18 protein-coding genes and 1 other RNA gene are annotated in these 16,454 nt (G+C 59.8%); 5 read left to right on the forward strand and 14 right to left on the reverse strand.

Annotation, left to right across the window (positions count from 1 at the left end; all coding sequences use genetic code 11):
• Positions 1-73 precede the first annotated feature (73 nt).
• Entirely contained in the window at positions 74-847 is a 774-nt protein-coding gene (locus AC097A_RS02090) for an exodeoxyribonuclease III (RefSeq protein ID WP_479619566.1), read from the forward strand.
• A 93-nt stretch (positions 848-940) separates the two neighbouring features.
• Here the strand turns inward: AC097A_RS02090 and ntrC are convergent, their stop codons facing one another.
• From ntrC to AC097A_RS02125, 7 genes are all read right to left on the reverse strand, one after another.
• Positions 941-2,488 (reverse strand): nitrogen regulation protein NR(I), encoded by a 1,548-nt coding sequence (gene ntrC / locus AC097A_RS02095; protein WP_315478433.1) that lies wholly within the window; start codon positions 2,486-2,488, stop codon positions 941-943.
• A gap of 28 nt (positions 2,489-2,516) precedes the next feature.
• Complete coding sequence (glnL, locus tag AC097A_RS02100) at positions 2,517-3,587, reverse strand: nitrogen regulation protein NR(II) (protein ID WP_105259786.1); 1,071 nt, start codon at positions 3,585-3,587, stop codon at positions 2,517-2,519.
• Between the two features lie 48 nt (positions 3,588-3,635).
• Complete coding sequence (locus AC097A_RS02105; protein WP_105259787.1) at positions 3,636-4,148, reverse strand: hypothetical protein; 513 nt, start codon at positions 4,146-4,148, stop codon at positions 3,636-3,638.
• Between the two features lie 182 nt (positions 4,149-4,330).
• Positions 4,331-5,746: a type I glutamate--ammonia ligase gene (glnA, locus tag AC097A_RS02110; protein ID WP_105259788.1), complete on the reverse strand. Its 1,416-nt coding sequence runs from the start codon at positions 5,744-5,746 to the stop codon at positions 4,331-4,333.
• Between the two features lie 222 nt (positions 5,747-5,968).
• Positions 5,969-6,778 (reverse strand): competence/damage-inducible protein A, encoded by an 810-nt coding sequence (locus AC097A_RS02115; protein WP_479619567.1) that lies wholly within the window; start codon positions 6,776-6,778, stop codon positions 5,969-5,971.
• Positions 6,775-7,626, reverse strand: a complete 852-nt coding sequence (locus AC097A_RS02120; RefSeq protein ID WP_479619568.1) for an EI24 domain-containing protein — start codon at positions 7,624-7,626, stop codon at positions 6,775-6,777. Before AC097A_RS02120 ends, AC097A_RS02115 begins: the two co-directional genes overlap by 4 nt.
• Before the next feature lie 3 nt (positions 7,627-7,629).
• The gene (locus AC097A_RS02125) at positions 7,630-8,379 is read right to left on the reverse strand and encodes a 16S rRNA pseudouridine(516) synthase (RefSeq protein WP_479619569.1); all 750 of its coding nucleotides are present in this window, start codon (positions 8,377-8,379) and stop codon (positions 7,630-7,632) included.
• Between the two features lie 69 nt (positions 8,380-8,448).
• On the opposite strand from AC097A_RS02125, the gene AC097A_RS02130 reads away from it, so the two are divergent.
• Together AC097A_RS02130 and AC097A_RS02135 are read left to right on the forward strand one after the other, a co-directional pair.
• Entirely contained in the window at positions 8,449-9,981 is a 1,533-nt protein-coding gene (locus tag AC097A_RS02130) for a DUF3369 domain-containing protein (protein WP_479619570.1), read from the forward strand.
• Between the two features lie 70 nt (positions 9,982-10,051).
• The gene (locus AC097A_RS02135) at positions 10,052-10,750 is read left to right on the forward strand and encodes a DUF2726 domain-containing protein (RefSeq protein WP_105259793.1); all 699 of its coding nucleotides are present in this window, start codon (positions 10,052-10,054) and stop codon (positions 10,748-10,750) included.
• Between the two features lie 36 nt (positions 10,751-10,786).
• On the opposite strand, the gene AC097A_RS02140 is transcribed toward AC097A_RS02135, so the two are convergent.
• Positions 10,787-11,455: a transaldolase family protein gene (locus AC097A_RS02140; RefSeq protein ID WP_479619571.1), complete on the reverse strand. Its 669-nt coding sequence runs from the start codon at positions 11,453-11,455 to the stop codon at positions 10,787-10,789.
• Positions 11,456-11,466: 11 nt separating this feature from the next.
• Positions 11,467-11,904, reverse strand: coding sequence for an RbsD/FucU family protein (locus AC097A_RS02145; protein ID WP_105259795.1), 438 nt, complete (start codon positions 11,902-11,904; stop codon positions 11,467-11,469).
• A 334-nt stretch (positions 11,905-12,238) separates the two neighbouring features.
• On the opposite strand from AC097A_RS02145, the gene AC097A_RS02150 reads away from it, so the two are divergent.
• Complete coding sequence (locus AC097A_RS02150; protein WP_479619572.1) at positions 12,239-13,159, forward strand: PfkB family carbohydrate kinase; 921 nt, start codon at positions 12,239-12,241, stop codon at positions 13,157-13,159.
• A 2-nt stretch (positions 13,160-13,161) separates the two neighbouring features.
• On the opposite strand, the gene AC097A_RS02155 is transcribed toward AC097A_RS02150, so the two are convergent.
• Positions 13,162-13,311 (reverse strand): hypothetical protein, encoded by a 150-nt coding sequence (locus AC097A_RS02155; RefSeq protein ID WP_201740776.1) that lies wholly within the window; start codon positions 13,309-13,311, stop codon positions 13,162-13,164.
• A 60-nt stretch (positions 13,312-13,371) separates the two neighbouring features.
• Here AC097A_RS02155 and arfB point away from each other — a divergent pair, with 60 nt between their 5' ends.
• Positions 13,372-13,776, forward strand: coding sequence for an alternative ribosome rescue aminoacyl-tRNA hydrolase ArfB (arfB, locus tag AC097A_RS02160; RefSeq protein WP_105259798.1), 405 nt, complete (start codon positions 13,372-13,374; stop codon positions 13,774-13,776).
• 52 nt (positions 13,777-13,828) lie between these two features.
• On the opposite strand, the gene ssrA is transcribed toward arfB, so the two are convergent.
• From ssrA to ompA, 4 genes are all read right to left on the reverse strand, one after another.
• Positions 13,829-14,205: a transfer-messenger RNA gene (ssrA, locus tag AC097A_RS02165) on the reverse strand.
• 12 nt (positions 14,206-14,217) lie between these two features.
• Positions 14,218-14,889 (reverse strand): HAD family hydrolase, encoded by a 672-nt coding sequence (locus AC097A_RS02170; protein WP_479619573.1) that lies wholly within the window; start codon positions 14,887-14,889, stop codon positions 14,218-14,220.
• Complete coding sequence (gene ubiG / locus AC097A_RS02175; protein ID WP_105259813.1) at positions 14,889-15,608, reverse strand: bifunctional 2-polyprenyl-6-hydroxyphenol methylase/3-demethylubiquinol 3-O-methyltransferase UbiG; 720 nt, start codon at positions 15,606-15,608, stop codon at positions 14,889-14,891. The genes AC097A_RS02170 and ubiG overlap by 1 nt, the downstream gene beginning before the upstream one ends.
• A 73-nt stretch (positions 15,609-15,681) precedes the next feature.
• The gene (gene ompA / locus AC097A_RS02180) at positions 15,682-16,326 is read right to left on the reverse strand and encodes an outer membrane protein OmpA (protein ID WP_479619574.1); all 645 of its coding nucleotides are present in this window, start codon (positions 16,324-16,326) and stop codon (positions 15,682-15,684) included.
• Between the last annotated feature and the right edge of the window lie 128 nt (positions 16,327-16,454).

Genomic DNA, 16,454 nt, shown 5'->3' on the forward strand with positions numbered 1-16,454 from the left:
CATGGTGCGAAAATGCGGTGCTGATACTACATGCGTCGACCTCCACGCCCCTCACCCGATACTGCCCACCGCCATGAAACTTGCCACCTGGAACGTGAACTCTTTGGGCGTGCGCCTGCCGCAAGTGCTGGACTGGCTGGCCGCCAACCCTGTCGATGTGCTGGCCCTGCAGGAGCTCAAACTCACCGACGACAAATTCCCCGCCGACGCCTTTACCGCCGCAGGCTACCAGGCCCAGTGGTTTGGCCAGAAGACCTACAACGGCGTGGCCTTGCTCACCCGTACCCCCGCCACCGATGTGCTCAAAAACATCCCCGGCTTTGACGACGACATGGCGCGTGTCATCACCGGCACGGTGGACGGCATACGCGTGATTGGCGCCTACTTCCCCAACGGGCAGGAGCCCGGCAGTGACAAGTTTGAGTACAAGATGGAATGGCTCACCGCGCTGCGCCGCTGGGTCAAGGACGAGCTGACCCGGCACCCGCAGCTGGTGCTGATGGGCGACTACAACATCACCTTTGACGACGACGACGTGTGGGACCCCGAAGCCCTGTTCGAGACCATCCACTGCACCGAAGAAGAACGCTACCACCTGCGCGCACTCATCTCCCTGGGTCTGCACGACAGCCACCGCTTGTTCGACCATCCGCCCAAGAGCTTTAGCTGGTGGGACTACCGCGACGCGGGCTTTCGCCGCAATCGCGGCCTACGCATCGACCACATTCTGGTGAGCGAAGCCCTGCGCTCCCGCGTGACCGCCTGTGCGATTGACAAACAGCCCCGCAAAAACGAACGCCCCAGCGACCACGCGCCGGTGGTGGTGGAGATAGCGCCGGCCGCATAAACAAAAAGCCGACGCATGCGCCGGCTTTTTGCTATGGTTTCAGGAGCTGCTCGCGCAGTATCCATAAGGTCTAGAGCCCTAAATTGCTCTAAATTACTCCAAGCCCAACTCCTGGATCTTGCGGGTGATGGTGTTGCGGCCAATGCCTAGCTTGTGCGCCGCCTCGATGCGGCGGCCCTTGGTGTTGGCCAGTGCCGCCAGAATCAGGCGCGACTCGAAGCGGCGGGTCAACGTGTCCCACACCTCGGGCTGGCCGGAGCCCAACAAAGCCACGGCCTCGGTCTCCAGCTCGGCCTCCCAGCCTTCCAGCGGGCCATGCGCAGCCGCGGCCCGGGCCAGCACATGCGACAGGTCTTCGGACTCGTGTGCAGCGGCAGGCACATGGGTGTGCGGGTCCAGCGGCACATCCTTGAGCTGGGCTTCGGGCGCTGCGGTAAGCACAGGCTTGGCCTGCAGGGGCTCGCCGGACTCCGAACGGCCCAGGCTCACCTCAGGCGGCAAGTCCTTGCGTTCAATCACCTGGGCCGGGGCCATCACGGTGAGCCAGTGGCAGATGTTCTCCAGCTGGCGCACGTTGCCGGGGAAGCCAAAGCCCTCCAGCCAAGCCAGCGCCAAATCAGAAATACGCTTGGGCTCCACGCCCAGTTGTTTGGCGCTTTGCTGCAGGAAGTGGCGTGTCAGCATAGACACGTCTTCCTTGCGCTCGCGCAGCGCGGGCAGGCGCAGACGGATCACGTTCAGGCGGTGGAACAAGTCCTCGCGGAACACGCCGTCTTTGACGCGTTGTTCCAGGTCTTGGTGGGTCGCAGCAATCACGCGCACATTCGATTTAACCGCGCTGTGGCCACCCACGCGGTAGAAATGGCCGTCGCTCAAGACGCGCAGCAAACGCGTTTGCAGCTCAAACGGCATGTCGCCAATTTCGTCGAGGAACAGCGTGCCGCCATCGGCCTGCTCAAAACGACCACGGCGCATGGTTTGTGCACCGGTGAAGGCGCCGCGCTCATGGCCGAAGAGTTCGCTCTCCAGCAGGTCTTTGGGAATGGCGGCGGTGTTGATAGCCACAAACGGGCCATCGGCGCGCGGCGAATGTTTGTGCAGCGCACGCGCCACCAGTTCTTTGCCGGAGCCCGATTCGCCGGTGATCATGACCGTCACATTGCTCTGGCTCAGGCGGCCAATGGCGCGGAACACGTCCTGCATGGCGGGCGCCTGGCCCAGCATCTCGGGCGACTCGGCCATGCGCTCTTCGCTGACCTCTTCGCGCTGGCTTTCTTCCACCGCGCGGCGGATCAGCTCCACTGCTTTGGGCAGATCAAACGGCTTTGGCAGGTATTCAAACGCGCCGCCCTGGAAGGCGCTCACAGCGCTGTCCAGGTCCGAGAAGGCCGTCATGATGATGACGGGCAACCCAGGGTGTTTGGCTTTGACTTTCTCTAACAGGTCCAGGCCCGAACCACCGGGCATGCGAATGTCGCTGACCAGGATTTGGGGGCCTTCATCGTCCGCGGCCGTGGCCAGGGCACTCAGTACATCGCGTGGATTGGAAAAGCTGCGCGTGGGCAAATGCTCGCGCAACAGCGCCTTCTCCAGCACGAAGCGGATGGACTGGTCATCATCTACGATCCAAATCGGCTTCATGTTGTGGCGCACCCTTGTGTTCTTGTGTTTACGGTAACGGAATCAGAATTTTGAAGTCCGTTCGGCCCGGCACGCTATCGACTTCGATCAGACCGTGGTGTTGCTGAACAAAGGTTTGCGCCAATGTCAGCCCCAGCCCCGAACCACCCTCTCTGCCCGACACCAGCGGGTAAAAAATGCGGTCCCTGATCGAATCTGGCACGCCAGGTCCGTTGTCGATCACATGCAATTCCAATGCCAACCGATAACGCTGCTTACCGAACGTTACTTGCCGGGTCACACGGGTGCGAAACGTGAGGTTGGCATCCCCAGCGGCAATGCGCTCTGCGAGCGCCTGGCAGGCGTTGTGGGCGATGTTGAGCACGGTCTGGATCAGCTGTTCGCGGTCGCCTCGAAACTCGGGAATGGACGTGTCGTAATCACGCACGACACGCAAGCCGCGCGGGAACTCCGCGAGGATGAGGGAGCGCACACGCTCGCACACTTCATGGATGTTCACGTCGCCCACGAGGTGCGGGCGGCGGTGTGGGGCCAGCAGGCGGTCCACCAAGCTTTGCAGGCGGTCCGCTTCGTGAATGATGACCTGCGTGTATTCGATCAGCTCGGGCGACTCCATCTCCATTTCAAGCAGCTGCGCGGCACCACGGATGCCGCCCAACGGATTCTTGATCTCGTGGGCCAGGTTGCGGATCAGTTCTTTGTTGGTCTGGGCCTGCTCGGCCAGGCGCTCTTCGCGGTCCTGGCGGGCCTGCTGCTCCAGCGGCACCATCTCGATGATGATGTCTTCCGATTGTTCGGTGCGGGTCACGATCACATGCACGGGCATGGGTTCATGCGCAGCACGCTTGAGCCAGGCGTCGTAGCGCAGCGCGGCAAAGGCGTTCTCTGAGGCGCCTTCCAAGGCGCTTTGCAAAGACGCGGGCTCGGTAAACAGCTCGGCAAAACTGGAGCCCAACAGCATGCGGCGGGAGGTACCCAAGGCGTCCTCCAGGGCGGCATTGGAGAACAACACACGGGCATCCACATGGACCACGGCTACCAAAGTGGCGAGCAGGTCAAAAGACGCAAAGTATTCAGAAACGAATTCGGGTCGGTTCACGGCAAGAGACTTGGGAAGGCTGCGCGCAGTAGGCACGCAGCGACAGGCTTATTTGACGGAGGCCAGGGGCGCGTTGGATGCGGGCACACGGCCCAGTTCGCGGCGAATGCCGGCAATGTCGCTCTCGTTGCGGGCAATGGCGGCCTTAAGCTCGGCCACCCGGTCCAGGTATTTTTGGTGGTTGCGCGCCTCAGGCCCTAGCTTTTCGGGCTCGCCATTGTTGTATTCCTTGACGAGCTCAATCTGGCGCGCCTCGGCCTTTTTCAGCTCAGCTTCCAGAATCAAGCGGGCATCGGAGTCCTTGGCACGCTGGTCGGACGAATCAATACGTGGCGCCGCAGCTCCGCCACCGCTAGAAGCGACTTTGACTCCAGCGCTGGCCGCTGGCTTGGTGGACTGCACCACGGTCACATTGCCCCCGGAGACCAGCTTGCAGTTTTTGGCCTGCGCTTCAGTCACCGTGTTGGTGTACTCGTTACCACACCGGTAAATGCGGTCCTGCGCCAACGCAGAAGTGGCGCACGCCAAGGTCATCCAGGAAATCAAAAAGGTGGTTTTCATGCAGTGTCCGCGCCAACAGGGCCTAAGCGCTAGATTCAGTATGCGCCAAAAAGTGCCCAAAAACAAAAAGTGCCCCAGTATCCATGCGGATTGGACCGGAATCTGTGTCACTTTGTTCGCAAAAAAAAGGACGGCTTGCGCCGTCCTTTTGTCCTGCAGCGCTGCCATAACGGCAGCAGGCATTACAGGGAGTAGTACATGTCGTACTCAACAGGGTGCACCGACATGCGGTAACGGGTCACTTCTTGCATCTTCAAGTCGATGTAAGCATCGATCATGGAGTCAGTGAACACACCACCCTTGGTCAGGAACGCGCGGTCCTTGTCCAGATGCTCCAGCGCTTGGTCCAGGCTGTGGCACACGGTTGGGACTTTTGCATCTTCCTCGGGAGGCAGATGGTACAAGTCTTTGGTAGCAGCTTCGCCGGGATGGATCTTGTTTTCCACGCCGTCCAGACCCGCCATCAACAGGGCAGCAAAGCCCAGGTAAGGGTTCATCAATGGATCGGGGAAGCGGGCTTCCACGCGACGGCCCTTGGGGTTCGCCACAAAGGGGATGCGGATCGATGCGGAACGGTTCTTGGCGGAGTACGCCAGCTTGACCGGGGCTTCGAAGTGAGGAACCAGACGCTTGTAGCTGTTGGTGCCGGGGTTGGTGATGGCGTTCAGGGCACGTGCGTGCTTGATGATGCCGCCGATGTAGTACAGCGCGAAGTCGGACAGACCTGCGTAGCCGTCGCCGGCGAACAGGTTCTTGCCGTCTTTCCACACGGACTGGTGCACGTGCATGCCGGAACCGTTGTCACCGTGGTAAGGCTTGGGCATGAAGGTGGCGGTTTTGCCGTAGGCATTGGCCACGTTGTGCACCACGTACTTTTGCAGCATGGTCCAGTCAGCGCGTTCCACTAGGGTGGAGAAACGGGTGCCGATTTCGTTTTGGCCAGCGCCCGCCACTTCGTGGTGGAACACTTCAACCGGGATGCCCAGGGATTCGAGGATCAGGGACATCTCGGCGCGCATGTCTTGCGTGCTGTCGACAGGAGGTACGGGGAAGTAACCGCCCTTGGTGGTGGGACGGTGGCCGCGGTTGCCGCCTTCGAGCTTGGTGCCGGTGTTCCAGGGTGCTTCGTACTCGTCCACTTCGTAGAACGTGTGGTTGGGGTCAGTGCTCCAGCGGACGCCGTCAAAGATGAAGAATTCTGGCTCAGGACCGAAGTAGGCTGCATCGCCAATACCGGAGGCCTTCAGGTAGGCTTCAGCGCGCTTGGCAATGGAACGGGGGTCGCGGTCATAAGACTTGCCGTCCGAAGGCTCAACCACATCACAGTTCATGATGATGGTGGTTTCTTCGAAGAAGGGGTCGATGTTGGCGGTGTTGGGATCGGGCATGAGCAACATGTCCGACGCTTCAATGCCTTTCCAGCCAGCGATGGAAGAACCGTCGAATGCGTGGCCGGAAGTGAACTTGTCTTCATCAAAATGCGAGACGGGCACGGTGGTGTGCTGCTGCTTGCCACGGGTATCGGTGAAACGGAAGTCAACGAATTTGACCTCGTTTTCCTTCACCATCTTCATTACGTCTGCGACGGTCTTGGCCATCAAATACTCCTGTTGCACGGTTGTAAAAAGAATTGCCCTGCCCACAATGCAGCTTTTGTGCCAAAGGCCACGGCCCCGGCAATTAGGCAAACGTCCTTATTTTGCCCTGAGAAAACCCGCATTTTCGACAGTGCACCGTAAAGAAGCGCGCTGGTAACCCCCTGCGATGCCAACAAAGCACCAATTTGGTGCAATCAAAGAATGCACCAAAGGCATGCCTGTTTAGTTGCGCACCAATTCGGGGCCCAATGACATACCCATGTTTTGAAGGGCCATACGCAGTGCAGCAAAGGCCGGCTCCACCACTGCAGGTGCGCCCTTGACACCCAACTCGATGTGGCGCCCCCACTCGGGGTGGTCCACGCTGGGCAGACTGAACACCTTGATGGCGTAGTCGCGCTCCAGGGTTTCCATGAGCGGCGTGAGGGCCGACTCCATGGCACCAAAAACAATCACGGAACGCTCCAGATGCGCCTCACGCACAAACAGGTGGGCATAACGCGCATCCAGCACGGAGGCCACCATGGGCCAGGCCATCACCGGAAAACCGGGGACAAAGTGGACATGGCCGCCACCCTGGCCCAGACAACTGAAGCCCGGAATCTTGTTGTAGGGGTTGGGAATGATCTCGGCCCCCTGCGGAAACGTGCCCATGTTGAGCCGGTGCACATTGTCGGCACGGTCGGGTTCATATGGCAGGCCTTGCTCCTGGGCCACGTCTTGCATACGTTCGCGTATCAGCACCTCCGCCTGCGGATGCAGCACCAGCGGCAGGCCCAGCGCCCGGCCTGCACACTGGCGGGTGTGGTCATCGGGCGTGGCGCCAATGCCGCCAAACGAAAACACCACGTCCCCCGAGGCAAAGGCGCGCTGCAGGGTCTGGGTGATGCGTTCAGGGTCGTCGCCCACATAGTCGGCATAGGCGACAGACAGGCCTCGCGCCGACAGCAGCTCGATGGCTTTGGCCAGGTGTTTGTCGGCCCGTTTACCCGAGAGGATTTCGTCCCCGATGATGACCAGCCCAAAATTCATGGCAACTCCAACACATCCGCCACCGGCAAGGGTTCCTGCACAGCCACTGCGGCCTGTTCCAGCCGCAACTGCTGCAGCGCCGCCAGGCAATAGTGAGTGAACCAGAGCGACGAGAACGCAAAGATCAATGTGTACAGCCAAATGGAAAGGGGCACCAGCACCGGGGCCAGCGCCACCGCCACAAAACCGATCGACCACACCAGGCTGGGCGCAGCACCCAGGTAACCCGTGAAGATGCCCATGCCCAGCAACCACCAGCGGTGGCGGCGCATCAGGGTGTGGCGCTCCTCGGTCGTGGCGTGGTCTGCCAGCGCGTCAAACGCCAACACGCGGTAAGTGAGCCAGCCCCAAATGAGCGGAGGCAGCACCAGCACCAGCGGTGGCACAAACCACAGGGGCATGGACAGCAGCAAGAGCACCAGCGCGATGAGGCTGGCGCTCAGGCCCCACAACACGCTCACCAGGTACGACGCGCCCCCCGTGCGCTCCAGCGCGGGAAAGCGGCGTTGCGTGACCAGCCGCACGATCATGGGGGTCATCAAGGTAGCCACCAGCAGCAGGCTGGCAACCACAATCATCGGCGTGGCCAGTGCAATCACGATCAGCGGCACCAACACGGTCTTGAGCTTGCCCGCGCCAATGGATTCGAGCCAGGCCCAGAGCTGGTTGAGCAGGTCCGAGGATTCCAGCAGCCCCTGCACGGCGGCCAGCGCGGGGTCCATGTAGAAATAACCCAGGCCGGCGATCAGACCAATCACCAGCAACAGCGGCAGCAGGGAGAGCCCGATCACCTTGGGGTGCAGGCAGTAGGCAACCGAGCGCCAAAACGCATCGAGCATGGCATTCATGCTTTACTCCTTGGCTTGCACAGCCACCAGCTCTTCGGCGCTGAGCCAGCGCCATTGGCCAGGGGCCAGATCGGCAGGCAAGGCCACACCACCGATGCGGGAGCGGTGCAAGCCCTCCACGCGGTTGCCCACCGCGGCCAGCATGCGCTTGACCTGGTGGTACTTGCCTTCGGTCAGGGTCAGGCGCAGGTGAAATTCGCTCACAGCCTCGCAGGCAGCGGCGCGCACCGGTGCCGGGTCGTCGTCCAGCACCACACCGGCTAGCAGCTTTTGCACTTGACGCTCGTCCAGCGCATGCTTGACGGTGACTTCGTAGACCTTGGGCACATGGTGTTTGGGTGAACTCATGCGGTGGATGAACTTGCCATCGTCCGTGAGCAGCAGCATGCCAGTGGTGTCCTGGTCCAGCCGGCCCACCGCCTGCACGCCCTGCACTGCCGCTTTTTGCGGCCGCAGGCGCAGAGGCGATGGCAGCAAGGTGTAAATGCTGGGGTAGGTCGAAGGTTTTTGCGAACACTCGGTACCGGCCGGTTTGTGAAGCACCAGATAGGCCTTCTCAAAGTACTGCCAGTCCACACCCTGCACCTTGAAGCGCAGGCCCTCTGCTACAAATTCTGTAGCTGCTTGCGCAATAGTGACGGGGGCTAGAGCACTATCTGGCATATAAACCTGAACCAGACCCTGTTGGATCAAACCGGCGCAGACCCGGCGCGTGCCAAAGCCCTGTGAATAGAGAATTTCCTGAAGCTGCATGGTCCCTAGTATCGCAGCCACAATCCGATAAACTGCAAAGCGTCCCCCCGCCCAACGAAAGCCCGCCTCATGTCTGATGATTTGGTGTTTAGTGACGAGCAAGCCGAAACCAGCAGCCGCAAGGCCCTGCCGCCCTGGCAGATTCTGGTGGTGGACGACGAGCCTGCCGTGCACGAAGTCACCAAGCTGGTCATGTCGGACTTTGAAATGGACGGGCGTGGCCTGCACTTCACCCACTGCTACAGCGCCGCCGAAGCCCGCATCGTGCTGGCAGAACGCACCGACATTGCGCTAATCCTGCTCGATGTGGTGATGGAATCGGAACACGCCGGGCTGGAGCTGGCGCGCCACATTCGCGAAGACCTGGGCAACCTCAATGTGCGCATCATCCTGCGCACCGGCCAGCCCGGGCAGGCGCCCGAAGAGCAGGTGATCCGCGATTACGACATCAACGACTACAAGGAAAAAACCGACCTCACGCGGCGCAAGCTGATCACGGTGTTTTACGCCGGGCTGCGCGCCTACCGCGACCTGATGCGCATCGAACAGGCCAGCCTGGGGCTGCGCCGCTCCATCGAGGCCATCAGCCAGGTCTGCGACTCACGCAATCTGCGCAGTTTTGCATCGGCGGTGCTGGAGCAGGTGAATTACCTGCTGGACCTGCATGGCGAGGGCCTCTGCGCCAGCCGCGTCTCCGCCTACACCGCCAACGCCACCCAAGGGCAGCTCAAGGTGCTGGCCGCCACCGAAGCCTATTCCCAACTCATGGTGGATGAAGAGGTGCGCAACCTGCCGGAGGGTGTGCAAACGGCCATTACCCGGGCGCTGCTGGAGAAGGTCAGCCACCATGGCGAGCGTTATTACGCGGGTTATTTCAAAACCAAGGCCGGCAGCGAGAGCCTGATCTACATGGAGTTTGCCGAGGCGGTGAGTGAGCAGGCCCGGGAGCTGCTGGAGCTGTTTTCCCGCAACGTGGCCATCACCTACGACGGCCTGCTGCTGCGCGATGACACCGAAACCGCGCAACGCACCACCATCTGCATTCTGGGTGGTGCCATTGAGAAACGTTGCAATGAATCGTCGTCCTTGCATTTGCAGCGCGTGGGGGACATTGCAGCCCTGCTGACCGCGGCCACAGGCGGTACCGAACAAGAGGTGGAGCTGATGCGGGTTGCGGCCACCTTGCACGATGTGGGCAAGGCCTGCATTCCCGACCACATCCTGACCAAACCCGGCCCCCTGACACCGGAAGAATGGGCCACCATGCAAACCCACGCGCAAGAGGGCCATGCGCTGTTGTCGCACTCCCGCTCCCGCGTCCACACGCTGGGCGCCCAAGTGGCACTGGAACACCACGAGCGCTGGGATGGCAGCGGCTACCCGCAGGGCCTGGCTGGCAACGCGATCAGCCTGGCCGGGCGTATTGCGGCAGTGGCGGATGTGCTGGACTCGCTGGTCTGCGCCAGTTGTTACAAACCGGCTTGGCCCTTACCCGACGCGCTTAACTACCTGTTGGCGCAATCAGGCACCCACTTCGACCCCCAACTGGTGGCATTGGTACAGGCCCAGCGACAGGCCATTGAGGCTATATACGCGGGCTGAAGCGCCATGTAAACTTTCATCCAAATAACTGAGCCACACAAAGATGGCGTCATTTACAGGGTGGTGTTTGATGTTGCTTTCTTTTGTTTTGGGGGTTTTGGCGGGTGCCGCTCTGCTCTTGTGGCGCAACCGCTACGTGGAGCGACAGCGTCGCCGCATTCCCTCCAGTTGGCCCCTCAAAACCCGCCCTCTCGTCAACACCCAGGAACGGCGTGTCTGGATCTGGTTGACCAAGGTGATGTTCGACCAGCACATCCTCATCAAACTGCCCGTCACCCGCTTCACCGCCCCCGCCAACCAAGCCGAAGCGACCCACTGGTACAAGCTGCTGAACGGCGTGTACTGCACCTTCACCATCTGCAGCCTGGACGGCAAGGTCATCGGCTGTGTGGATGTTCCGGGCCCCAATGGTCTGTCCATGGGCAACCAGACCCTCAAGCACAGCCTGCTGGACCAGTGCAGCATCCGCTATTGGGTGGTAGACCCGAGCAACCTGCCGCACCTGAGCCAAATCCGCGCGGCCTTTTTGGGCGAGCAGGCCGCCCAGACCACAGCCAGCCAGCCACTGGACTCACGGTTTCAGGATGTGCGCGAGCACTTGCATGCGGTGGTGACACGCCGCCGTCAAAGCAAAGGCAACGACGCCACACCCTCGGGGCTCACGCCTTTGACCATGCCTGAATTCCCGGAGAGCCGCTTGGCCTCCGGCTGGGAGCTCAATTCCTTTGTGAGTCCCTTAGACAGCCGTATTGACGAACTCAAGCACTGAACAAGGCAGGCGGGGCGGCGCCTATTGCCTGCTCGGTCAGGCACTACGTAAGCTGGCCTGTACGTCCCGGTCAAACTGCTGAATGGCGGCCTGGGTCAAGGCATCGGTGCTCCAGGCCAGCAAGCTGGCGGGCGGCAAGGTCACCGCCGCAGCCCCCAATCCCATCAGTTGGGCCAATACGTCGGGAGACTTGATGCTCGCGGCCAGCAACTGTGGACCACTGCCCTGCTGCGCCACACACGCCTGCATCAGCGCCCACACATTGCGCCCATCGTTGACCAGGCGCCCCACATAGGGCGCCACGTAGTCGGCCCCCATGTCACGGGCCCAGAGCAGTTGGACAGGGTTGGACAAACCCGTCAGCAAGACATCTTGTCCCTGTGCCTTGACCCACCGAATACAAGCCTCCCAGTCGGGTGCGCAGGGCAACTTGACTGTCAGCTGCACGGACAAGCGCTGCGACAGCTCCCGCAAAGACCCCAGCCACGATTCCGCCTGTGTGAGGTCGCTGCTGGGGAGCTGCAGCATGAGCTCGGCAAATGCATGGTCCGCCGCCGCCCGCAGCAAATCGATATAGGTTGGCAGGTTCACGGGCAGCCCAGCCTGGTGCACCAGGCTAGGGTTGGTCGTGACACCACGCACAGCCGGGCAGCCCGAAGGCAGCTTCCAACTGCCCACGTGGGCTGAATCCAGGTAAATCTTCACAGCGCTGTCCTTTAAAGAATCACACCCTTGCAATACATCGCGTTGCCGTAGGCGGTGGCTTCACCACTCTGCACAATCAGGCTAGCACCCTTGATCTTGTCGTAAAACGCAAACCGCTCTACCGGCTCGACTCGCGCGGAAGGCAGACCCTGCGTCTGCAGCAAATGCACGATAGCCTGCTGTGCGTCCGTGCGATGGCTGTCGGGCTGGTGACACACCCGCATATAGGCAGCCGGGCTGGCCACATCTTCTGCCAGAGGAATGACCGACAACACCGCGCGGCTCACCCGCTCCAGCGAATGGCCCGGCAAACGCACCAGCGGTTTGCCGGCACTCAAAAAATCGGCCGTGAAGTTGGCATCCACCACGGCCACCCACTCCCCGTGCCCCATGGCAGACAAATGCATGAGAAGTTCCGGGGTCAAGAGCGGATCGATACCTTTTAACATGCGATAAGCTCCAAAGAAACCAGATACTGGATATTCAACGTATCAAAAGAGTAAGCGAGACGAATGAGGGTGGGATGCATGAAAAACCTGTGGTGAGATCGTGCCTGAGCATGCCAGACACAGCATTCCAATCATATTAGTAAAACTACTTGATTTATTTATAGGTTTTTTTGGTGTAATACACAACAACCTTTTATAAGGTCGATCAAGCGCACATTTGCGCAAAAGCGTACCAACAATCAAAGCCAGCGGCATAACCAAGTGCACAGTGCTGGTTTAAGCTGCAGCGCTTGGCCGGGCCACGCCACTGAGCAGCAAACAGAACGAGAAACACATGACCGCATCAATTTGGGTATTGGGCGAAGCCCTGATGGACTGCGTAGCGCAAGCAGATGGAACGCTACGCCCTTTTATGGGTGGCAGCCCTTTTAATATGGCACGTGCCGCTGCGCTGCGGGGTGCTTCGGTGGGATATGCCAACCCATTGTCGACAGACCAATTCGGGCAACGCATGCACCAGCAGTTGGTGCAAGACGGGGTAACTCCCATGAGCCCGCCCAGCGCTCTGCCCACCTCACTCGCCGTAGTGCAAATCAACAACGGCCAGCCAAGTTACGGCTTTTACCGCGAAGGCATTGCAGACCGGGACTACACGGTCAACGCGGTATTGCAACGCCTGCAAACGCAACCTCGCGGCGTTTTACACACGGGCTCACTGCTCTTGGTACCACCCGAACACCACAAAGTGCTGGAGATACTGCAAGGCGCCAAGTCACTGGGCTGGACCATCAGCGTGGATGTGAATCTGCGCCCCAAGCTGGCAGCCAACTTGGCGGAATACATCGAGGCCGTTCAGGCCATTGCCCAACATGCGGACTGGCTCAAGGCCAGTGATGAAGATCTGGAGTTGCTGGGCTTTACCAACCCGACACGGGCGGACGGCGCCAAAATTTCGGCCCATTTCACCGCACAAGGCACAAGCCGTGTGGCGCTGACCTTTGGTGCACAAGGCGCTTGGTTGGGCGTGGATGGCACGGCTGCACAAGCGGATGTTCCTGCCACGAAGGTGGTGGACACCGTGGGTGCCGGAGATACCTTCTGGGGGAACTGCCTGGGGGATTGGGTGTTGAACCCGGACGGTGCCAACCAACGAGTGGCCAACACCTTGCAAGAGGCCATGCGCGCTGCCGCCATCAACTGCGAACGCGCGGGCTGCCAGCCCCCGCGTTATGCAGAAGTACAGGCCACTGGCTAAACCTATTTGTTTTTGAGCTTCCCGCGGGGAATCACCGCAGTGGTGACCGTGGTACGCACGGGATCCACAATCCCGCTGGAAGGTTTAGGCGGTGAAGTGTCCTTTTTAGGCTTCTTCGATTCTTTGTTGGATTTTTGCTGACCTTTGGCCATGGTGGCCTCCTTGGTGTTGGTGGTAATGTCAAACCAGTTTAACTGCCCCAACCCCTGCCCATGCCAAAACAGATTCAAATTCAAGAAGCAGAGGTAGAAACTACAGCGATTCGTGCCCAAGGTGCCGGCGGTCAAAACGTCAACAAGGTGTCCAGCGCCATTCACCTGCGCTTTGACATTGGAGCATCGTCACTGCCGGACGATGTCAAAGAGCGACTCTTGGCGTTGCAAGACAGTCGTATCACACGCGAAGGCGTTCTGGTTCTCAAAGCCCAACAATTCCGCACCCAGGAACTCAACCGGCTGGATGCCTTTGAGCGCTTGCACACCCTGGTCAACAGCGTGGCCACGCCACCCAAGCCCCGCAAGGCAACCCAACCCACTTACGCCTCACGGCAGCGCCGCCTTCAGTCCAAAACCCAGCGCTCGGCGATCAAAGCCCAGCGCGGCAAACCTGTGGAGTAGGCAAGAAAAAAGCCACCAACTATTGCTAGCAGGCGGCTTTGGTCTGGGGGTATGGTGGAGCTGGGGGGATTTGAACCCCCGTCCGCAAACCTTCTTCGAACAGTTCTACATGTGTAGCCATCTGGTTTGGATCTCGCTCCTTGCATCGCGCAGTGGCACGCTATGCAAGACGCCAGCAACCTATTGTCTCGACCCACCCTAAGTTACCCAAGGCAGGCCCAGCCGAATGAAATTAGCCCACAGCCTGGATGGCTTGCGCCACCCTTGCCCAGCCTATCGGCTTGCTGTTGTGAGCCTCACGTGCAATTAAGCAGCGAGTGCGAAACGTTCGTCGTTTGCAGTTAGTTTGTTTGAATCTGTTTTACGAGCGCATTCAGCTCGACATGCCCTGCTGCGCGTCCGAATCCACGTCGAAACCAGTGCAGCCCCTCAGCCTCTATTTTAGGTGCCAGGCAGCAATTGCAAGAGGGCCAGGGGAGATTTAATTTCGGCGTCCGCCTGCCAGGCCGCCGTATCGAGTTGGCTGCCGAGGTAACCGTAGGTCGCGGCAACGGTGCGCATGCCAGCGGCACGCCCCGCCACGATGTCGCGCTCGTCATCACCGACGTAGATGCAGGCCTGCGGGTCTACCCCCAAGCGCCTGGCCGCTTCCAGCAGCGGGGCGGGATGCGGCTTGGCGTGGGGGGTTGTGTCTCCACTCACGATGGCGCCCGCACTGGCAAACAAGGGCATGGATTGGGTCAGCGGATTGGTAAAACGCTGGGACTTATTGGTCACCACGCCCCAAGGAAGTTGGCGCTGTTCCAAAGCGTGTAATAAGGCCGGAACGCCCTCAAACGCATAGGTGCTGTGCGTCATGCAGCGCTCGTAATTGACAAAAAACTCTTCCCGCATCGTCTCAAAATCAGGGTGTTGTGGTGACATGCCAAACGCCACTTGCAACATTCCACGCGCGCCGGCACCCGCCATAGGGCGGTAAAGCGCAGACGGCAGGGAGGGCAACTCACGGTCTACCCGCATCTTGTCGGCAGCGGCGCCCAGATCGGGCGCACTGTCGATCAACGTGCCATCCAGATCAAACAGCACGGCACATACGTTGGAAAATGTAGGCATCAGGTGGTCACCAGTGGTTTACGGGTCGCAACCAAGTAATTGACCTGGGTGTTGCTACTCATGGCATAACGACGGGTCAGCGGGTTGTAACCCAGGCCACAGCTGCTTTGCAGATCCAGGCCCGCACGCCGACAAAACAAGGCCAGCTCACTGGGACGGATCATCTTGGCGTACTCATGTGTTCCACGCGGCAACAAACCGAGCAAATATTCGGCACCCACGATGGCTTGAAGAAACGCCATCGAGTTTCGATTCAACGTCGAGAAGAACACCCAACCACCCGGCTTCACCAAAGTGGAACAGGCTTGCACGACGGAGGCTGGATCTGGCACATGCTCCAGCATTTCCATACAAGTCACTACATCGTAAGCCGCAGGCTGCTCGGCAGCCAAGGCCTCCGCACTGATCTCTTGATAACCAACATTGGGGGTTTGTGCCTCCAGCGCGTGCAGCTGAGCCACACGCAAAGCCTTGGAGGACAAATCAATACCGGTAACCAATGCACCTTTGCGGGCCATGGAGTCCGCCAGAATGCCTCCGCCACATCCAACATCCAGCGCCGTTTTGCCCTGTAGTAGTGCAAACGACTGAATCCAATCCAGACGTAAAGGATTGATCTGGTGCAGTGGGCGAAACTCACTTTCCAGATCCCACCAACGGTGGGCCAGTTCAGAAAATTTGGCCAATTCGGCCGGATCGGCATTCAAGGTGGGGTTCATAGTGCGATGGTGGCATAGACAAGAAAAAACCCGCCGAAGCGGGTTTTTTCAGAAAACCATGGGGATGGTCGAATTATTTGGCGCGAGTGCCAACCACTTCGATTTCCACGCGGCGGTTTTTAGCCTTGCCTTCTTTGGTCTTGTTGTCAGCAACGGGTTGCTTTTCGCCCTTGCCTTCAGTGTAAACACGGTTCTTTTCAATGCCCTTGGACACCAAATAAGCCTTCACAGCTTCGGAACGTGCCACAGACAGCTTTTGGTTGTACGCATCATCACCGGTGGAGTCAGTGTGACCCACTGCAATGATCACTTCCAGGTTGATACCCTTGACCTTGCTGACCAGATCGTCCAGCTTGGCTTTACCTTCAGGCTTCAACACAGACTTGTCAAAGTCAAAGAAAGCGTCAGCGGCGTAAGTGACTTTGCTGGCAGCGGCAGCAGCGGCTGGTGCTGCAGCGGCGGCTGGGGCAGCAGCTGCGGGCTTGGCAGCAGCAGGAGCTGTTGCAGCAGCGGGAGCGGCAGGAGCAGCAGCCAAAGCGCCATCACAACCAGCGGCTGCAGTGGCAGGAGTCCAGCTGGCATCACGCCAGCATTGGCCGGAAGCGTTCTTCCAGACATCACCAGCAGCACTGCGCCAGTTGTGGATTTCTTGGGCACCAGCGGCAGTCGCCAAAGCGGCGGTAGCGATCAGGATTGCTACTTTGTTCAATTGTTTCATGAGACCTTCCTTTATCGGGACAAACTGCAGCATGGCTGCGACTAATTGTGTGACGCCCTAGGCCTTGTGCACCAAAGACGTTCGCACTATTGTGCCATAGCGCAGGGCCGCTTTTGAAACATCTGTAT

Source organism: Rhodoferax sp. XS2R6 (assembly GCF_056521365.1).

What these genes read in the sequence shown, in the direction of transcription:
- ompA (WP_479619574.1), bottom strand. Translation starts at nt 16,326, where the DNA reads ATGAAACAATTGAACAAAGTAGCAATCCTGATCGCTACCGCCGCTTTG.
- AC097A_RS02150 (WP_479619572.1), top strand. Translation starts at nt 12,239, where the DNA reads ATGACCGCATCAATTTGGGTATTGGGCGAAGCCCTGATGGACTGCGTA.
- AC097A_RS02145 (WP_105259795.1), bottom strand. Translation starts at nt 11,904, where the DNA reads ATGTTAAAAGGTATCGATCCGCTCTTGACCCCGGAACTTCTCATGCAT.
- AC097A_RS02090 (WP_479619566.1), top strand. Translation starts at nt 74, where the DNA reads ATGAAACTTGCCACCTGGAACGTGAACTCTTTGGGCGTGCGCCTGCCG.
- AC097A_RS02170 (WP_479619573.1), bottom strand. Translation starts at nt 14,889, where the DNA reads ATGCCTACATTTTCCAACGTATGTGCCGTGCTGTTTGATCTGGATGGC.
- AC097A_RS02105 (WP_105259787.1), bottom strand. Translation starts at nt 4,148, where the DNA reads ATGAAAACCACCTTTTTGATTTCCTGGATGACCTTGGCGTGCGCCACT.
- ubiG (WP_105259813.1), bottom strand. Translation starts at nt 15,608, where the DNA reads ATGAACCCCACCTTGAATGCCGATCCGGCCGAATTGGCCAAATTTTCT.
- AC097A_RS02135 (WP_105259793.1), top strand. Translation starts at nt 10,052, where the DNA reads ATGTTGCTTTCTTTTGTTTTGGGGGTTTTGGCGGGTGCCGCTCTGCTC.
- AC097A_RS02130 (WP_479619570.1), top strand. Translation starts at nt 8,449, where the DNA reads ATGTCTGATGATTTGGTGTTTAGTGACGAGCAAGCCGAAACCAGCAGC.
- arfB (WP_105259798.1), top strand. Translation starts at nt 13,372, where the DNA reads ATGCCAAAACAGATTCAAATTCAAGAAGCAGAGGTAGAAACTACAGCG.
- AC097A_RS02155 (WP_201740776.1), bottom strand. Translation starts at nt 13,311, where the DNA reads ATGGCCAAAGGTCAGCAAAAATCCAACAAAGAATCGAAGAAGCCTAAA.
- AC097A_RS02125 (WP_479619569.1), bottom strand. Translation starts at nt 8,379, where the DNA reads ATGCAGCTTCAGGAAATTCTCTATTCACAGGGCTTTGGCACGCGCCGG.
- glnA (WP_105259788.1), bottom strand. Translation starts at nt 5,746, where the DNA reads ATGGCCAAGACCGTCGCAGACGTAATGAAGATGGTGAAGGAAAACGAG.
- AC097A_RS02115 (WP_479619567.1), bottom strand. Translation starts at nt 6,778, where the DNA reads ATGAATTTTGGGCTGGTCATCATCGGGGACGAAATCCTCTCGGGTAAA.
- ntrC (WP_315478433.1), bottom strand. Translation starts at nt 2,488, where the DNA reads ATGAAGCCGATTTGGATCGTAGATGATGACCAGTCCATCCGCTTCGTG.
- AC097A_RS02120 (WP_479619568.1), bottom strand. Translation starts at nt 7,626, where the DNA reads ATGAATGCCATGCTCGATGCGTTTTGGCGCTCGGTTGCCTACTGCCTG.